17 protein-coding genes are annotated in these 17,055 nt (G+C 64.4%); 14 read left to right on the top strand and 3 right to left on the bottom strand.

All coding sequences use genetic code 11. The features are described 5' to 3' along the window. The first annotated feature begins 3 nt into the window (after nt 1–3). Both ychF and NNX35_RS01510 read left to right on the top strand, forming a co-directional pair. Complete coding sequence (gene ychF, locus NNX35_RS01515) at nt 4–1,089, top strand: redox-regulated ATPase YchF (protein ID WP_255865070.1); 1,086 nt, start codon at nt 4–6, stop codon at nt 1,087–1,089. Between the two features lie 354 nt (nt 1,090–1,443). Next, nucleotides 1,444–2,010, top strand: coding sequence for a hypothetical protein (locus tag NNX35_RS01510; protein ID WP_255866806.1), 567 nt, complete (start codon nt 1,444–1,446; stop codon nt 2,008–2,010). Nucleotides 2,011–2,322: 312 nt separating this feature from the next. On the opposite strand, the gene NNX35_RS01505 is transcribed toward NNX35_RS01510, so the two are convergent. Then, a complete protein-coding gene (locus NNX35_RS01505; RefSeq protein ID WP_255866805.1) occupies nt 2,323–2,889 on the bottom strand; it encodes a TetR/AcrR family transcriptional regulator in 567 nt (188 codons plus the stop codon). An 87-nt stretch (nt 2,890–2,976) separates the two neighbouring features. Here NNX35_RS01505 and NNX35_RS01500 point away from each other — a divergent pair, with 87 nt between their 5' ends. The 3 genes from NNX35_RS01500 (at nt 2,977) to NNX35_RS01490 (ending at nt 5,171) form a co-directional block, all read left to right on the top strand. After that, nucleotides 2,977–3,990, top strand: coding sequence for a hypothetical protein (locus tag NNX35_RS01500; RefSeq protein ID WP_255866804.1), 1,014 nt, complete (start codon nt 2,977–2,979; stop codon nt 3,988–3,990). A 137-nt stretch (nt 3,991–4,127) separates the two neighbouring features. After that, nucleotides 4,128–4,658 (top strand): putative immunity protein, encoded by a 531-nt coding sequence (locus NNX35_RS01495; RefSeq protein ID WP_255866803.1) that lies wholly within the window; start codon nt 4,128–4,130, stop codon nt 4,656–4,658. 72 nt (nt 4,659–4,730) lie between these two features. After that, nucleotides 4,731–5,171 (top strand): GNAT family N-acetyltransferase, encoded by a 441-nt coding sequence (locus NNX35_RS01490; RefSeq protein ID WP_255866802.1) that lies wholly within the window; start codon nt 4,731–4,733, stop codon nt 5,169–5,171. Here NNX35_RS01490 and NNX35_RS01485 read toward each other — a convergent pair. Then, complete coding sequence (locus tag NNX35_RS01485; RefSeq protein ID WP_255866801.1) at nt 5,168–5,779, bottom strand: NAD(P)-dependent oxidoreductase; 612 nt, start codon at nt 5,777–5,779, stop codon at nt 5,168–5,170. The two genes, NNX35_RS01490 and NNX35_RS01485, sit on opposite strands and share 4 nt — an antisense overlap. A 114-nt stretch (nt 5,780–5,893) precedes the next feature. Between NNX35_RS01485 and NNX35_RS01480 the strand changes: the two genes are divergently transcribed. The 7 genes from NNX35_RS01480 (at nt 5,894) to NNX35_RS01450 (ending at nt 14,880) form a co-directional block, all read left to right on the top strand. Further along, complete coding sequence (locus NNX35_RS01480; protein WP_255866800.1) at nt 5,894–6,496, top strand: hypothetical protein; 603 nt, start codon at nt 5,894–5,896, stop codon at nt 6,494–6,496. A gap of 326 nt (nt 6,497–6,822) precedes the next feature. Beyond that, nucleotides 6,823–8,475, top strand: coding sequence for an ABC transporter substrate-binding protein (locus NNX35_RS01475; RefSeq protein ID WP_255866798.1), 1,653 nt, complete (start codon nt 6,823–6,825; stop codon nt 8,473–8,475). A gap of 135 nt (nt 8,476–8,610) precedes the next feature. Next, complete coding sequence (locus tag NNX35_RS01470) at nt 8,611–9,537, top strand: ABC transporter permease (protein ID WP_227918490.1); 927 nt, start codon at nt 8,611–8,613, stop codon at nt 9,535–9,537. Beyond that, a complete protein-coding gene (locus NNX35_RS01465; RefSeq protein ID WP_255764807.1) occupies nt 9,530–10,483 on the top strand; it encodes an ABC transporter permease in 954 nt (317 codons plus the stop codon). The genes NNX35_RS01470 and NNX35_RS01465 overlap by 8 nt, the downstream gene beginning before the upstream one ends. Next, complete coding sequence (locus NNX35_RS01460) at nt 10,480–12,174, top strand: ABC transporter ATP-binding protein (RefSeq protein WP_255764806.1); 1,695 nt, start codon at nt 10,480–10,482, stop codon at nt 12,172–12,174. Before NNX35_RS01465 ends, NNX35_RS01460 begins: the two co-directional genes overlap by 4 nt. A 337-nt stretch (nt 12,175–12,511) precedes the next feature. Beyond that, nucleotides 12,512–14,434: a translational GTPase TypA gene (gene typA, locus NNX35_RS01455; RefSeq protein WP_230020977.1), complete on the top strand. Its 1,923-nt coding sequence runs from the start codon at nt 12,512–12,514 to the stop codon at nt 14,432–14,434. 113 nt (nt 14,435–14,547) lie between these two features. After that, nucleotides 14,548–14,880: a hypothetical protein gene (locus NNX35_RS01450; RefSeq protein WP_255866796.1), complete on the top strand. Its 333-nt coding sequence runs from the start codon at nt 14,548–14,550 to the stop codon at nt 14,878–14,880. 85 nt (nt 14,881–14,965) lie between these two features. Here NNX35_RS01450 and NNX35_RS01445 read toward each other — a convergent pair whose 3' ends face one another. After that, nucleotides 14,966–15,208 (bottom strand): hypothetical protein, encoded by a 243-nt coding sequence (locus NNX35_RS01445; RefSeq protein ID WP_255764803.1) that lies wholly within the window; start codon nt 15,206–15,208, stop codon nt 14,966–14,968. Between the two features lie 140 nt (nt 15,209–15,348). Here NNX35_RS01445 and fdxA point away from each other — a divergent pair, with 140 nt between their 5' ends. Further along, nucleotides 15,349–15,672 carry a ferredoxin gene (gene fdxA / locus NNX35_RS01440; protein WP_227918473.1) on the top strand — a complete coding sequence of 108 codons (324 nt, stop codon included), beginning with the start codon at nt 15,349–15,351 and terminating at the stop codon, nt 15,670–15,672. Then, nucleotides 15,669–16,844, top strand: coding sequence for a succinyldiaminopimelate transaminase (gene dapC, locus NNX35_RS01435; protein ID WP_255866795.1), 1,176 nt, complete (start codon nt 15,669–15,671; stop codon nt 16,842–16,844). Before fdxA ends, dapC begins: the two co-directional genes overlap by 4 nt. The last annotated feature ends 211 nt before the right edge of the window (nt 16,845–17,055 follow it).

Raw genomic sequence — 17,055 nt, 5'->3', positions numbered from 1 at the left:
AACGTGGCTCTTACTATTGGCATCGTCGGCCTGCCCAACGTCGGCAAATCAACCCTGTTCAATGCGCTGACCCGCAACAACGTGCTGGCGGCGAACTATCCGTTCGCCACCATCGAACCGAACGTCGGCGTCGTGTCCCTTCCCGATCCGCGGCTGGCCAAGCTGGCCGAAATCCACGGTTCGGCGCGCATCCTTCCGGCAACGGTGTCCTTCGTGGACATCGCCGGGATCGTCAAGGGCGCTTCCGAGGGCGAAGGGCTGGGCAACCAGTTCCTCGCCAACATCCGTGAAGCCGAAGCCATTGCCCAGGTTATCCGCGTGTTCGATGACCCCGACGTCATCCACGTGGACGGCAAGGTGGACCCGCGGTCGGACATGGAAACCATCAACACCGAGCTGATCCTGGCTGACCTGCAGACGCTGGAAAAGGCGATCCCGCGGGTGGAGAAGGAAGTCAAGATCAAGAAGCGCGACGCCGCGCAGCTGGCCGCCATGGAGGCCGCCCGCACCGTCCTGGAACGCGGCGACACGATCTTCTCTTCCGTGGCCAGCGACAAGCTGGACATGGAGCACCTGCGCGAGCTGAGCCTGCTCACCGCCAAGCCGTTCATCTACGTGTTTAACGTGGACGACGCCGTGCTGGGCAACCCGGACCGCCAGGCCGAACTGCGTGAACTGGTGGCACCGGCAGACGCGATCTTCCTCGACGCCAAGCTCGAAGCCGACCTGGTGGAGCTGGACGAAGAAGAAGCCCGCGAAATGCTGGAAATGAACGGCCAGGAAGAATCCGGCCTGGACCAGCTGGCACGCGTCGGCTTCCACACCCTCGGCCTGCAGACCTACCTGACTGCCGGCCCCAAGGAAACCCGCGCCTGGACCATCCGCAAGGGCGACACCGCGCCCCAGGCTGCCGGCGTCATCCACTCCGACTTCCAGCGTGGCTTCATCAAGGCCGAAGTTGTCTCCTTCGACGACCTGGTCGACGCCGGCTCCATGGCCGAGGCCAAATCCCGCGGCAAGGTCCGCATCGAAGGCAAGGACTACGTTATGGCCGACGGCGATGTGGTGGAGTTTAGATTCAACGTTTAGATTATTTCGCCTGAATCAATCGAAATGCCGCCCTCAGCGAAAGCGTCTGAGGGCGGCATTTCTTGTTTATGGATCGAGGGTTGTACCGTCACCAGCCCTCGTGGATCTCGCGCGGTACCGCCCACGGGCCTTTGAAGAAGAATAGCCAGCACGGGTCACGACTTAGTTCGCCTCCGGAGGCCCCGATCCCAGCGGACATTTCCGATCGGGGCCTCAAGCTTTGAGCGAACCATTTACTGAAGGCAGGTCGAATGCGATGCTTGGCACCAACCACTGTTCTCCGTCCGGCCGACAAATCAAGGAGTCACTATGTGGGGAATAGGGCTTAGACGGCGGGCTGTTTGGCCAAAGGAAATGACCATCCGGATTGATGACCACGCGCAGAACCTGAAGATGCTTCTCTTTATCCGACAGGCATGGATGATCGCCCAGGACATCGAAATTCCGGAACTCAGCCCTGTGCCTGCGACGGGTGCATCGAAGATCCCGGCGTCAGCAAGCCGTGAGGTATGGGATGAACGCTGGAAGCAGCAATGGGACCGCAGCTGGGACTGGTTCAACGTAAGCACAGTTCAAAACGAACCGATCTCACAGGAAGAGATGCAAAAACTCTCGAGCCCTGGACAGGAACTCCACCCGATTGTGCCACCGTTCTGGCCCGTCGAATACGGCGAGGATGGGGTAGATCTGGTGGCCTTCAATACGTGGGATAAACAGACAACGCCGAACTTTCCTTCCCGGTCCGAACAAGATAGCCTTCCGGTGCTGGTTAAGGCATGGCAAGACGGGCTCACGACGATCATCGTACTGCCCTATTTGGGGTACTTTGCGCAGCGTCTCAACGGCAGTCATCTTGTCATCTCAGCTGAAACCAGGAACGACCCGAAACTCTACACTGAGGCACTCCAAACCAGTCACTGATACCAAGAAGCGCCCAGGTGGCAAAGGACGGCGGCGCCGCTGGCAGGGTCCGGTGCCGCGCGCCGGCGGCAGGACCTCCGACGTGGGAGCGGGGTTCCGTCAGCGGCCCATGCTGCCGCCGCCGGAGACATTCCTCAGATCACCCGGGACGTAGCGCTCGGCTTCCCCTACCTCGAAGGTAATCTGACTGCGAATGTAAGAGGTTGATTGGCTACGGAACGTGGTGGAGTTCCGCTTCAACGTCTAGTCGTGCTCCGAAAAAGCGCTTCCCGGATTTCGACCCGAGAGGCGCTTTTTATTTTTCTGGCTACCCTACGAGGTGCGGGTCCACAGCAGGTACGCATGCGCCAGCTGGGCCTGCACCTCCGGCGCCGCTTCACGGATGGGCGAGATCTGCGGACGGGTGATCGTCGCCACCGCAACGATCACGTCCAGCGCGGTGAGCTCCTGGCGTACCACCCCCTGGGTTTTCAGTGCAGACAGCACCTCGTCAAGGGCGTGAAGTGCAGGCTGTTGCACCTGCGCCAGGGGAGTGGCGTTCAAATCGCGGACGGCACCGGGCTGCAGCGCGAGGCCATCGGTCAGCGCACCCAACTCCATGGACATCAGGTGCGATAAGAGCCGCTCCCATGACGCCGCAGCGTCCGTTTCCAGCCCGGCGCGGGCCTCGTTTGCCGCTTCCAAGATGCCCTCGACAGTGTCCTGCACTACGGCTCGGACCAGTTCATCGCGGGAGGGGAAATTGCGGTACAGGGTAGCAATGCCGACTCCGCTCGCCGCGGCTACCGTCTCCAGCGCAACATCGCCGCCCCGCTCGGCAAAAAGGTGCCTCGCATGGGCGACGATCGCTTCTCTTCGCCGCGCAGCGTCAGCTCTCATCCGGCCCCCTTCAAGTTGACCTTCAGTCTAAACCGGAGGAATATCATCCGTAGAAGTGGAGGAAGTTCCTCCACAAACGAAGGATCCATGACAGCTCAAACGCCGGCAACCGGCTCCCATCGAAAGCATGCAGCCATTTGGGCGGGCCTGACCGTCGGACTCTCGGTCATTCTGCTTGCACTCCTGATGCTCTTCATCTCACCCTCACTCCTTTCCGGACCGCGGGACCTGGGCCTGGGTGTAGTTGGTGCGCAGGAGAAGGCCGAGACGGTCTCGGAAACCCTGGAGTCCCAGTCGCCGGGCGCCTTCGTTGTCCAGGCCTATGAAAGTGCCGACGACCTGGAGCAGGGAATCCGGGACCGGGACATCGTCGGCGGTTTCGACTTCTCAGATCCGGAAGACATGCAGGTCTACGTGGCGAGCGCCGGGTCAACAGCCGTATCCGGGACCGTCAGCAACGTCGGCGCCACGATGGCGGGCAGCACGGGGCAGACGGCCGAGATTGTGGACGTGGTTCCGCTTCCCGCGGGCGACCCGACGGGCGTGGGCATCGGTGGCCTGGCCTTCCCCCTGGTCTTCGGCGGTATCGTGCCCGCCGTGGCGTTCCGCTCCATGCTGTCCGGGAAACGCTGGTGGATCTTGGCCGGCCTTACCGGCTTTTCAATCGCCGGCGGGTTCGTGGTCGCTGCAGTTTTGAAGCACGTCTTCGGCAGCATTGAGGGTCCGCTGGTCCCGGTCGCGGCAAGCGTCGCCCTGGGCATCGCAGCGCTGGCACTGCCGCTCGCCGGCCTCTATGAGTGCTTTGGCACCAAAGGCTTCACCATTGCCGCCATGTCCATGATGTTTGTGGGCAACCCCTTCGCCGGCATCTCGACCAGCGCACAGTGGCTTTCCGCCGGAGTGGCTATGATCGGCCAGCTTCTGCCACCCGGCGCTGCCGGCACCCTTGTGCGTGCCGCGGCCTATTTCGACGGCGCCGGCGGAGGGGCTGCGGCCCTGACCCTGGGCGTGTGGGTCTTGGCGGGGATCGTGCTGTGGTTTAGCGGGCCGCGCATCGCGGCCGCCAAGGCTCAGAAAGAGGGGGCACTGGCGACGGCCTGAGTCAGCTCGGGAACGCATGAGGACGGCAGCTTTGTAGAGCACGACGGCGACAGGTCGGTGCGTTCCTGCTCAGCATCCCGTGGTGTCGTCAACCAGCATCAGGCCGCGCCCGCAAGCCGGTGTGGCATCATCTGGGGATGGCCTCACCCCAGACCCTCAGCGATCCGAACCGGCGCACCATCGCGCGCTGGGCGGCAGCATGCGCTGAACGTGTCCTGCCGCTCTACAAAGCAGATGAAGCCGCGGAAGAAACAGCCCGGGCCGCACTCGCCCGCACCCGTGCGTACAGCTCAGGATCGGGAACCGCTGCAGACGAAATCAGCAAGCGGCTCATCGTCGTGAAGATCGCGAATGCCGCGACGACGCCGGCCGGCGCTGCCGCGGCCCGCGCCGTCGCCCAGGCCGCCGCCGTCGCCCACATGGGCGCCCATGCCCTGGGCGCGGCCGCCTACGCGGCGAAGGCAGTCTCGCTCTCGAATCCGGAACAACCGGAGGCGGTCCGGCAGGAGATCCAGTGGCAGTTGGCCAACCTGAGCGACGGCGAACGGGCCGTGCTGAGATTGCTGCCGTCTGTGGGTACGGACTCCTCCGGCCCACTGGGCGAGGGGCTGCTGTCGCGCGGCATCCTGGGGGCGGCGATCCGTGAGATCCAGGCCGAAATTGCCTAGGCGTGATCGGCAGGGTAGCGGCGTCGACTCCACGGCACAGGGAGAAGTTAGAGCCACGCCCAGGACCACCCCGTGCCCGACGACGTCGCCCGCCTGCTCGCCACCGTGCCCGAATGGTTCGGGCAGCCGGACTCGAATGCCGAGTACATCGACGCCGCCCGAACCAAGGAAACCTGGACCGTGCGCGACGTCGGCGGTTCCGTCATCGGAGTCACCCTGGTCGACCGGCACTTTCCGCATGTGGCCGAGATCCACCTCACCGTGGTGGACCGCGCAGCTCACGGCTCCGGCGTCGGAACCACGATGCTGGCGGCCATCGAGGCCGACGCGATCAGCCGCGGCGTACACCTCCTTGAGGTGAAGGCGCTCGGTCCGTCCCATCCGGACTCCGGCTACGCGCGAACCCGGCACTTCTATGAGAAGCGGGGATTCCTGCCCTTGGAGGAGACGGATCTCTGGGGAGAAGCCACGCCGTGCCTGATCATGGTGAAGCCGCTGGCTCCGGGGCCCTAGCTGCTGACGCCAAAGGCCCTGCCGACGGCGGACTCGTCCGTCAGGAGGCTGAGCATGCAGGCGGCAAGGTCGGCCCGCGGAATGGAGCCCTTGAGTTTTCCGTTGTCCGTCGTCTCGAGCATCCGCCAGGTGCCGGACGGTTCCTTGTCTGTCAGGCCGGTGGGTCGGAGGATGGTCCAGTCCAGGCCGGAGCCTTGGACGGCGGACTCCTGGGCGTTGTGATCCGCCAAGGCTTTCGCAAGCACGATCCGGGTAATCAGTCCCAGCGGTCCGGGAAGCTGGGACGCCGAGTCTCCTGCGCCCAGCGAAGACTGCACCACAAGCCGCCGTACGCCTTCTGCCCGCATCGCGCCGATAACGGTCCGAGTAACGGCGCCGCGCTGATGATGGACACCCTTGGCCCCTCCCACGGTCACTACGACGGCGTCGGCCCCCGCAACTGCCCGGGCGGCTGCCTCCGGGTCGGTTGCGTTTCCGGTGACGCTCCGGACACCTTCGGGTGCGGTACCGCTGCGTGAGAGGACGGATACTTCGTGGCCTGCCTCTTGGGCGAGGGAAGCCAGCCGGGCGCCGGTGCCCTTCGAGCCGCCGATAATGGTGATTCTCATACAGCCCAATTTACCCCGCGGGGGAGAAGCCGCCCCTCGCCCGCATCAGAGGCAAGGCGGAAATGGTTCGGCGCGCCGTGGAACCCCCAGCAAACGCCCCGCTACATTGGCCCGATGACTCCGGAAGAACACCGCTTCAACGCCCTTGCGCTCATCTTCGCCAACCTCCAGCGACTGATGGTTTTCCATAACGCCGTCGCCGTGAGCGAAGGCAAGCAACTGGACCCTGACCTGCGCACAGAGCTCACCACGCAGCTCGACCTGGTTGGCGAGGCCATCCAACGGGCCAGCGAGACCAAAACAGTCAGTGAGCCCGACGTCGAGGCCATGCGCCCGGTGGTCGACTACCTCGCCAGGGAGATCCGCTCCTATTACGCAACCGAGCTCGGGAGTGATCTGGGCAAGCAGGCAGCCTTCGGTGCCGCGGCGGTCTATGCAGCTGGATACCTCGACGACGGGACTATTCAGATGGGTCGCGTCTTCGGCCATCCGGAGTGGGTTGACCGCACACTGCAGAACAATCCCGTTCTCATCACTCTGCGGAACCAGGCAAACGCCGCCGTCGCATCCGCGGCCAGGCACGAGTTCTCCGCCGAAGTCCGCGGTTACATCGGCCACCACGTCAGCGTTGCACTTGGCAACCGGGAGCAGGCCCTGGCCCAGGTGGACGGGCTGCCGGAGATGCTGGCCGGACGGGATGCGCGGCAGCCTCAATAGCGTCCCGCTCGGCCTGCCCGGCCTAAGTACGGCGCAGGTGATTTTCGCCGCCGAGCACGCAATATGACATGTCATTGCATGTAATACATCCCACGTATGCCAAATCGTTACCAGGCGGTATGGGCCGGTCTTTCCCCACGTCATCAGCGTCTTTGATGCAATGTGATCCACCACACGGTGTCCATACCGGCGCCACATGCCGGACTTGGTTACCTGACGGCAACAAAGTGGGCTTATGCTTTTGGCCTTGTGAGTCGGTTCACCATTTGGCAGAGCCGCAACGCCGGCGTCATCATCGCCGGCACCGAATAGAACTAGGAGGCGGAATGCGCGTCACACGCACTTCCAAAATGCTGAGCGTAGCGGCACTTGCCGCACTTACGCTGAGCGCCTGCGGTGGGGGATCCGACGAATCGGCCGAAGGCTCGGGTGAGACCGAAGGCAGCAACAACGCCGTGATCATCACCGCTAACGGCACCGAACCGCAGAACCCGCTGATGCCGGTCAACACCAACGAAGTTGGCGGCGGACGCATCATGGACCTGCTCTTCGAAGGCCTGGTCAGCTACGACGCTGACGGCAACACGGTCAACGAACTCGCCGAGTCCATCGAGACCGAAGATTCCCAGACCTACACCATCAAGGTGAAGGCGGACCAGAAGTTCACCAACGGCGAGGCCATCACGGCCAAGTCCTTCGTTGACGCCTGGAACTTCGGTGCAGCCGCCAAGAATGCCCAGCTGAACTCGTACTTCTTCGAGAGCATCGAAGGCTACGACGAAGTCAGTGCAGAAGGTGCCACAGCCGACACCATGAGCGGACTGGCCGTGGTGGATGACACCACGTTCACCGTCAAGCTCAGCCAGCCGGAATCCGACTTCCCGCAGCGACTTGGCTACACCGCCTTCTTCCCGCTGCCCGCCGGTGCACTGGAAGATCCCGCCGCGTTCGGCGAGAATCCGGTCGGCAACGGACCGTACAAGCTGGCCGGGGACGACGCCTGGCAGCACGAAATCCAGATCGACCTGGTCGCCAACCCGGATTACACCGGAACCCGCGTACCGCAGAACGGCGGAGTAACCTTCAAGTTCTACTCCTCCTTCGACGCAGCCTACGCAGACCTGCAGTCGAACGAGCTGGACATCCTCGACACCATTCCCAACATGGCGTTGAAGACGTTCAAGACCGATCTGGGCGAGGGCCGCTTCTCCGAAAAGGCGTATGCAGGCAACCAGACCATCACGATCCCCGGCTACCTGCCGGAGTTCTCGGGCGAAGCCGGAGAACTGCGCCGCCAGGCCATCTCCATGGCCATCGACCGGGACGAAATCACCGACGTCGTCTTCTCGGGATCCCGTGAACCGGCCACCGAATTCACCGCTCCGGTCATCGAGGGCTACAGCGACAGCATCCCCGGCAACGAGGTGCTCGAGTTTAACCCCGAGAAGGCCAAGGAACTCTGGGAAGAAGCCGAGAAGGTTTCACCCTGGCCCGCCGACCAGGCCTTCACCATCGGCTACAACGCCGACGCCAACCACAAGGAATGGGTTGACGCCGTAGCCAACGGTCTGAAGAACAACCTTGGTATCAAGGCCGAAGGCAAGCCCTACGCAACGTTCAAGGAACTGCGCGCAGACGCTACCGCCAAGACCTTGTCCGGTGCTATCCGCACCGGCTGGCAGGCTGACTACCCGTCCCTGAACAACTTCCTCGGCCCGCTGTACGGCACCGGGGCAGGTTCCAACGACGGCGAATACTCGAGTGAAGAGTTCGACAAGCTCCTGGGCGAAGGCCTTGCCGCTTCCACCCCGGAAGACGGAGCCGAAATCTTCAACCAGGCCCAGGAAGTCCTGCTGAAGGACCTCCCCGTCATCCCGCTGTGGTACCAGGTTGCACAGTCCGGCTGGAGTGAAAACGTGGACAACGTTGAAACCGGCTGGAACGGCGTCCCTGTGTACTACAACGTCACGGCCAAGTAGCAGTATCTAGACCGACCGATCCGGGGCCCGGCCAGAAGGCCGGGCCCCGGCTTGTATTTCGGGTTCTATCAAGAACAGGCATAGAAAAAAGATGCGAGACTCCAATCCCCCACAGCTGGCAGGAGGCCACCCCTAATGGCCGGCTACGTCATTCGACGCTTCCTCCAAATGATCCCCGTTTTCTTCGGGGCAACATTCCTCGTTTATTTCCTCGTGTTCTCCCTCCCGGGAGACCCCATTGCCGCACTCTTCGGCGATAAGCCGGTTAACGAGGCCGTCGCCGCGCAGCTGCGCAGCCAGTACAACCTGGACCAGCCCTTCATCGTCCAGTACCTGCTGTACCTGAAGAACCTGGTCACCTTTAACCTGGGGGTCGACTTCTCCGGCCGCGAGGTTTCGGCCGTCCTGGCCCAGGCCTTCCCGGTGACCATGCGCCTTGCCGTGCTGGCCCTGCTTTTCGAAGCGGTCTTCGGTATTGCGTTCGGCCTCATGGCCGGCCTGAAGAAGGGCAAGATCTTCGACAGCACCGTCCTGGTTGTCTCCCTGATCGTGATCGCGATCCCGGTGTTCGTACTCGGCTTCCTGCTGCAGTTCCTGGTGGGCGTCAAGCTCCAATGGACCAGCCCAACAGTCGGCGGCGACGCCAGCTGGGCGGACCTGATACTGCCGGCAGTGGTCCTGGGCCTGGCGTCCTTCGCCTACGTGCTGCGCCTGACGCGCACCTCGGTCATCGAGAACATGAACGCCGACTACGTCCGCACCGCCACCGCGAAGGGGCTTTCCCGGCCGCGCGTGGTCACCGTGCACATCCTGCGCAACTCCCTGATCCCCGTGGTGACCTTCCTCGGGGCGGACCTGGGCGCGCTGATGGGCGGCGCCATCGTCACCGAAGGCATCTTTAACGTCCCCGGAGTGGGACAGCGACTTTACCAGTCAGTCATCAGGGGAGAGGGGCCGACGATCGTGTCGATCGTGAGTGTCCTCGTCTTCGTCTACGTCATCGCCAACCTCCTGGTAGACCTCCTGTACGCCTGGCTTGATCCGAGGATCCGTTATGCATAAAGACACCACAAACATCGAGCACTACGTCGCTCCGCTGGAGGAAACCCCTCTGGCGGCGACCGACAGCGTCAAGGACGACGTCCAGCCGCTGAGCCTCTGGGGGGAGGCCTGGCGCAACCTGCGCACCCAGCCGCTGTTCGTCATTTCCGCACTGCTTATCCTGCTGATCCTCACGGTCGCGGCTTTCCCGGGCCTGTTCACGAATGCGTCACCGGATGAAAACTGCCTGCTGGCCAACTCCAACGGCGCACCCTCGGCGGGTCACCCGCTGGGCTTCACCTTCCAGGGCTGCGACGTTTACGCCCGCGTCATCTACGGCACGCGCGCATCCCTGATGGTGGGAGTGCTGACCACACTGGCAGTCGTGATCATCGGCGGCATCGCGGGAGCACTGGCCGGCTACTACGGCGGATGGCTCGACGCCATCCTCGCCCGGGTCGGCGATATCTTCTTCGCCCTGCCGCTGATCCTCGGCGCCATCATCATCATGCAGCTGCCGACCTTCCGCGAGAACCGCACCGTCATGACGGTGGTCTTCACGCTGCTGATCTTCGGGTGGCCCCAGGTGGCCCGCATCACCCGCAGCGCCGTCATCTCGGTCCGCAACGCGGACTTCGTGGTGGCATCCCGCTCCCTCGGCGTTTCGCGGTTCTCGGCACTGGTGAAGCACGTTATTCCCAACTCCACCGCCCCCGTGATCGTGATCGCCACCATCTCGCTGGGCACGTTCATCGTTGCGGAAGCCACGCTGTCCTTCCTGGGCATCGGGCTCCCGCCGGGCATCATGTCCTGGGGCAATGACATCTCGGCCGCCCAGTCTTCGTTGCGGTCCAATCCCTCAACGCTGCTCTGGCCTGCGGCCGCCCTCTCCATCACCGTGCTGAGCTTCATCATGCTCGGCGACGCGGTCCGTGATGCTCTTGATCCGAAGGCGCGCAAACGATGACCATCAATACACAAAATGCGGCTGTGAAGCCCCTGCTGGAAGTCCGCGACCTGGCAATCACCTTTGCCACCGCAAACGGCGACGTGGAAGCAGTCCGTGACGCACACCTGACGATCATGCCCGGCGAAACCGTGGCCATCGTGGGCGAGTCCGGCTCGGGCAAGTCGACGACGGCGCTGGCGGCCATCGGCCTGCTGCCCGGCAACGGCAGGGTCAGCGCAGGCCAGATCCTCTTTGACGGCGAGGACATTTCCAATGCCAGCGCCAAGCGGATCCAGGAGCTGCGCGGCAACTCGATCGGCATGGTTCCGCAGGATCCGATGTCCAACCTGAACCCGGTGTGGAAGATCGGTTTCCAGGTCAAGGAAACCCTGCGCGCCAACGGGCTGCCCCACTCCTCGGCGGACATCGCCAAGGTCCTGGAGCAGGCCGGCCTGCCGGATGCGGCAAGCCGCGCCAAGCAGTACCCGCACGAGTTCTCCGGCGGCATGCGCCAGCGTGCACTGATTGCCATTGGCCTGTCCTGCCGGCCCCGACTGCTCATCGCCGATGAGCCGACGTCGGCGCTGGACGTCACCGTCCAGCGCCAGATCCTGGACCACCTGGGCACCCTCACGGAGGAACTGGGCACCGCGGTACTGCTGATCACGCACGACCTCGGCCTGGCCGCGGAACGTGCCCAGAAGGTCGTTGTGATGTACAAGGGACGCGTGGTGGAATCCGGGCCGGCCCTGGAAATCCTTACCAACCCCCGCCACCCCTACACACGCAAGCTCGTGGAATCGGCGCCCTCACTGGCCTCCAAGCGCATCGACTCTGCGAAGAGCCGCGGCCTGGAGAGCGCAGACCTGCTCACCTCCGAAGACGATGCCAAGCTGAAGGCTGCGGATAACGTCATTGAGGTGAAGGACCTGACGAAGGTCTTCAAGCTCCGCAGCGGGCTCGGCAAGTCGACGGATTTCACCGCCGTGGACAACGTCTCCTTCGACATCAAGCGCGGCACCACCACCGCCGTCGTGGGGGAGTCCGGCTCGGGCAAATCCACAGTGGCCCGCATGGTGCTGAACCTGGAGACGCCCACCAGCGGCTCCATCCTGTTCAACGGGGTGGATATGACCACGCTGAACAGCAAGCGGATGTTCGAGTTCCGCCGCCGGGTACAGCCGATCTTCCAGGATCCGTACGGTTCCCTGGACCCGATGTACAACATCTTCCGCACCATCGAAGAGCCGCTTCGGGTGCACAAGATCGGCACGTCCAAGAGCCGCGAGGCCAAGGTGCGCGAGCTCCTTGACCAGGTTGCCCTGCCGTCGTCGGTGATGCGCCGCTTCCCGAACGAGCTCTCCGGCGGCCAGCGCCAGCGCGTGGCCATTGCGCGGGCCCTGGCACTGGATCCCGAGGTGGTCATCTGCGACGAAGCGGTTTCGGCGCTGGACGTCCTGGTGCAGGCCCAGATCCTGAACCTGCTGGCGGACCTGCAGTCGGAGCTGGGACTGAGCTACCTGTTCATTACCCATGACCTGGCGGTGGTCCGGCAGATCGCGGACTTCGTCTGCGTGATGGAAAAGGGCAAGCTCGTGGAGACCGGCACCACGGACGAGGTGTTCGACGCCCCTCAGCAGGCCTACACGCAGGCACTGCTGGCGGCCATCCCGGGCTCACGCCTGGAACTGCCGCCCGAAGTCGCCTAGCGGCCTCGCAGCACCTGCGCTGAAGGCGGGGAACCGGACAGGTTCCCCGCCTTCAGTGTGTCCGGCACGGCCCCGGGTTTGCGCCTGTCCCGGGCCCTGTCCGCGACCCGAAACCACGCAGTCGGGTCCGCCCCTCAAAGGCACGCATTAGGGATCGTATGGTATTGCGACTAGAATGTTAGCGTGCCCGCTGACGGCGGGGCCTTCGGTGGATTCTGACTGGTGATTGAGCAAGCGATTGAATCAGCATTCGTACAGAACAGCCGGAAACGCCGGTACCAATCCGGCCGAAAAAGATACACCCCGAACTGATCTCCTATGAATTGAGTCCTCACGCATGTCAGAAACCAACACGGCTGTAAATACCGCAGTACGAAGCGATCTCCGCAACGTTGCGATTGTGGCCCACGTTGACCACGGTAAGACGACTCTCGTCGACGCCATGCTGAAGCAGACGAACTCGTTTGCCGCCCACGGAGACGTGGAAGACCGCGTGATGGACTCCGGTGACCTGGAGCGCGAAAAGGGCATCACCATCCTGGCCAAGAACACCACCGTGTTCTACAACGGTCCGGCCGCCAAGGGCGAAACCATCACCATCAACGTCATCGACACCCCCGGCCACGCCGACTTCGGCGGCGAGGTCGAGCGCGGCCTGTCCATGGTCGACGGCGTTGTGCTGCTTGTTGACGCTTCTGAAGGCCCGCTGCCCCAGACCCGCTTCGTGCTGCGCAAGGCGCTGGCCGCGAAGCTGCCGGTAGTCCTCCTGGTCAACAAGACCGACCGTCCCGATGCCCGGATCGACGAGGTTGTCAGCGAGTCCATGGACCTGCTGCTCGGCCTGGCCTCCGACCTTGCGGACGAAGTCCCGGACCTTGACCTTGACCTGGTCCTGAACGTCCCCGTTGTCTACGCCGCCGCCCGCGTCGGTGCAGCCTCCCTGGAGCAGCCGGCCGACGGCTCAGCCCCCGCGAATGACAACCTGGAACCGCTGTTCCAGACGATCATCGACCACATCCCGGCTCCCACGTACGACCCCGAGGGTGTCCTCCAGGCGCACGTCACCAACCTGGATGCCTCCCCGTTCCTCGGCCGCCTGGCCCTGCTGCGTATCTTCAACGGCACCTTGCGCAAGGGCCAGACCGTTGCCTGGGCCCGCCACGACGGCACCATGAAGACCGTCAAGATCACCGAACTGCTGGCGACCAAGGCACTGGACCGGGTCCCGACCGAATCCGCCGGACCGGGCGAGATCGTTGCTGTCGCCGGTATCGAGGACATCACCATTGGTGAGACCCTGACCGACGTCGACAACCCCAAGCCGCTGCCGCTGATCACCGTGGATGATCCCGCGATCTCCATGACCATCGGTATCAACACCTCGCCGCTGGCCGGCCGGGTCAAGGGCGCCAAGGTTACGGCCCGCCAGGTCAAGGACCGCCTCGACAAGGAACTGATCGGCAACGTGTCGCTGAAGGTCCTTCCGACCGAGCGTCCGGACGCCTGGGAAGTCCAGGGCCGCGGCGAGCTCGCGCTGGCCATCCTGGTGGAGCAGATGCGCCGCGAAGGCTTCGAGCTGACCGTCGGCAAGCCGCAGGTTGTCACCAAGATCGTTGACGGCAAGGTCAACGAGCCGATGGAGCACATGACCATCGACGTACCCGAGGAATACCTGGGCGCCGTCACGCAGCTGATGGCCGTCCGCAAGGGCCGGATGGTCAACATGGCCAACCACGGCACCGGCTGGGTCCGCATGGAATTCATCGTTCCCGCCCGTGGCCTGATCGGCTTCCGCACCAAGTTCCTCACGGAAACCCACGGTGCAGGCATCTCCTCGTCCATCGCCGAGGGCTACGAGCCCTGGGCCGGTCCGATCGAGTACCGCACCAACGGTTCGCTGATCTCCGACCGCTCCGGCGTCGTTACCCCGTTCGCAATGATCAAGCTGCAGGAACGCGGCTCCTTCTTCGTGGAGCCCACCTCCGAGGTTTACGAGGGCATGATCGTCGGCGAGAACTCCCGCGCCGATGACATGGATGTGAACATCACCAAGGAAAAGCAGCTCACCAACATGCGTGCCGCTTCCTCGGATACCTTCGAGAACCTGACCCCGCCGCGGAAGCTCACCCTGGAAGAGTCGCTCGAATTCGCCCGTGAGGACGAATGCGTAGAGGTCACTCCGGAGTCCATCCGCATCCGCAAGCTGGTCCTGAACGCGAACGACCGTGCCAAGGCCAACCGCGCCCGCGCCAAGGCCTAGTCATTTCCACCACGGCTGAGACCGGCAAGAGGTCCCCGCGCTGGCGGGGGCCTCTTGCGGCCGTTGCCGGCGGGATCCTGGCCGCGCTGCTGGGCACGTCCCTGCACGGCCACGTGGTGTATGCGGGCGACGACGGACTGCCCGTCGGTGCGTTGCTGGCCGTAGTGTTCAGCGGTGCCGTCGCCTTGCTGGTCGGCCTCTGGCAGCGCAGTGCACTGCTGAGTGCCGTCACCGGCGTGATCACCTACCTGGTGCTGGGGCTCTTTTCCCTGGACCTCGTCAGTGAGGTACCGCTGATCGTGACCGGTTCCTCCGCTCCGGAGCAGCCGTCGGTAGTGACCGCCGGACTGGTGTGGCTCTTCGGGCAGGCTTTGGCCACCGTCGCAGCTGTGCTGGTCTGCGCACGCGTGCTCGGCCGGGACCGGGCAGCCGGCACCGCCGCCTAAGGCATCCGCAGAACTTCAAGAGTGTGTAAAAAGGCCGCTGGAACATTGTGTTCCGGCGGCCTTTTTGCATGGGATTTTCACGGGGTTACAGCGGACGTGTACGCGCAGCTCGGCGCGGGGGAGCGGGCGGGACGGTTTTGGCCGCCGTAACCAGCGGATACGCGATGGGGACCTCGCCGCGCCGGGTGGAGACCGTACAGCCGTCCGTCCCGACGTCGCTGAGGGTGCCCAGCGCGTCCGTGAAGCCGCCGTCGATCCGGTAGCGGACCACCACGCGGACGCCGGGCTGCAGGCCGCGCAGCAGCGCGGCAGGGTCTTCGGGCGTCATCCCTCCATCCTACGGCGGCACCGGCGTCACCGGGACGCTCCGGCTGGGAGATAATGGACAAGGCTACTAACGTGGAACCAACACCCAGCGATCCGCCGTCCCTTGAGGCCGACGGTCCGCAGATCAGGAAGGCAAGGGACGTGACGTACGTAATTGCGCAGCCGTGCGTGGATGTAAAAGACAAGGCATGTATCGAAGAATGCCCCGTGGACTGCATCTATGAAGGCGAACGCTCCCTCTACATCCACCCGGACGAATGTGTTGACTGCGGGGCCTGCGAACCTGTCTGCCCGGTGGAGGCCATCTACTACGAAGATGACACTCCCGAGGAATGGGCCGAGTACTACAAGGCCAATGTCGAGTTCTTCGACGTCCTGGGCTCGCCCGGCGGCGCCGCCAAGGTAGGCAACACGCACACGGACCACCCGATCATCGCGGCCCTGCCGCCGCAGAACCAGGCATGAGCGCCGCGGCGTCCCGGGCCTTCGGGCTGGACCTGCCGGAATACCCCTGGGACGCCATGGCGCCCTACCAGCGCCGGGCAGCCGAGCACCCTGACGGTGCGGTGAACCTGTCCATCGGCACCCCCGTGGACCCGACGCCCGCCGTCGTCCGTGACGCGCTGGCAGCGGCTTCGGATGCCCCGGGCTATCCCACTACGCACGGCACCGCGGACCTGCGCGCCGCCGTCGTTGACTGGTTTGCCCGCCGCCGGAACGTGTCCGGGCTGGATCCGGCCGCCGTGCTGCCCACCGTGGGTTCGAAGGAACTCGTGGCCTGGCTCCCGCTGCTGCTCGGGCTGGGGGAGGGCGACGTCGTTGTCCGCCCCGTGGTCGCTTACCCCACCTACGATATGGGGGCGGTCTTCGCCGGCGCGACGGCGGTAGCGGCGGACCACCTCTCCGACCTGGACGAGCAGACGCGTTCCCGCGTACGGCTGGTCTGGGTGAACTCACCGGGCAACCCCACCGGCATTGTGCGTTCCGCCCAGTCGCTGCGCACCCTCGTCGAAGAGGCCCGCGCCCTGGGCGCAGTGGTTGCCTCGGACGAATGCTATGCCGAACTGGGCTGGGGCCAGTGGGATCCGGCTGAAGGCGGCGAACCCGTCCCCAGCATCCTGGATCCGCGGATCAGCGGCGGAAGCACCGAGAACCTGCTCGCGGTGTACTCCCTGAGCAAGCAGTCCAACATGGCCGGTTACCGCGCCGCGTTCACAGCCGGAGATCCGGCGCTGATCGCCAACCTGGTCAACAGCCGCAAGCACGCCGGAATGATCGTCCCCGCGCCGGTGCAGGCCGCCATGGCCGCAGCGCTGCGCGACGACGCGCATGTGGCGGCGCAGAAGGACCGCTACCGCGCCCGCCGCAACCTGCTCGTCCCGGCACTGGAGGCGTTCGGCCTGAAAATCGAGCACTCGGAAGCCGGGTTGTACCTCTGGGCGAGTGCCGGCGAGGACACCTGGACCACCGTGGCCCGTTTCGCGGAACTGGGAATAGTGGTGGGCCCCGGCGTTTTCTACGGCGACGCCGGTGCCGGCTTCGTCCGGATTGCCCTCACCGGCACGGACGAGGGCATCCGGGCAGCCGCACAGCGCCTGCACGCGGGGTCCGCGCCGGGCGGCCTGCTGCGCGCATAGGCCCGGTGCCCGGACACCCCCCGGACGGCGGAGGTGCCGCGGAGGAATAGTATTGGGCACTGCACCGTAAATACTGCGCCCAGCGATGTTGCGCTTGTACAACAGTGCCCGCCTCGATTAGTGGTAAGGGCACTGAAACCGGTAGCGTTTTAGCGAAATAGTTTAGTGGAATGCACTATGTCCGCCGGAAGCGGATGTACATAGCGGCGGT

The organism is Arthrobacter sp. zg-Y844 (genome assembly GCF_024385465.1).
GTDB lineage: Bacteria > Actinomycetota > Actinomycetes > Actinomycetales > Micrococcaceae > Arthrobacter_B.
Note: the sequence above shows the minus strand (reverse complement) of the source record. Positions and strands in the feature narration are given on the sequence as shown.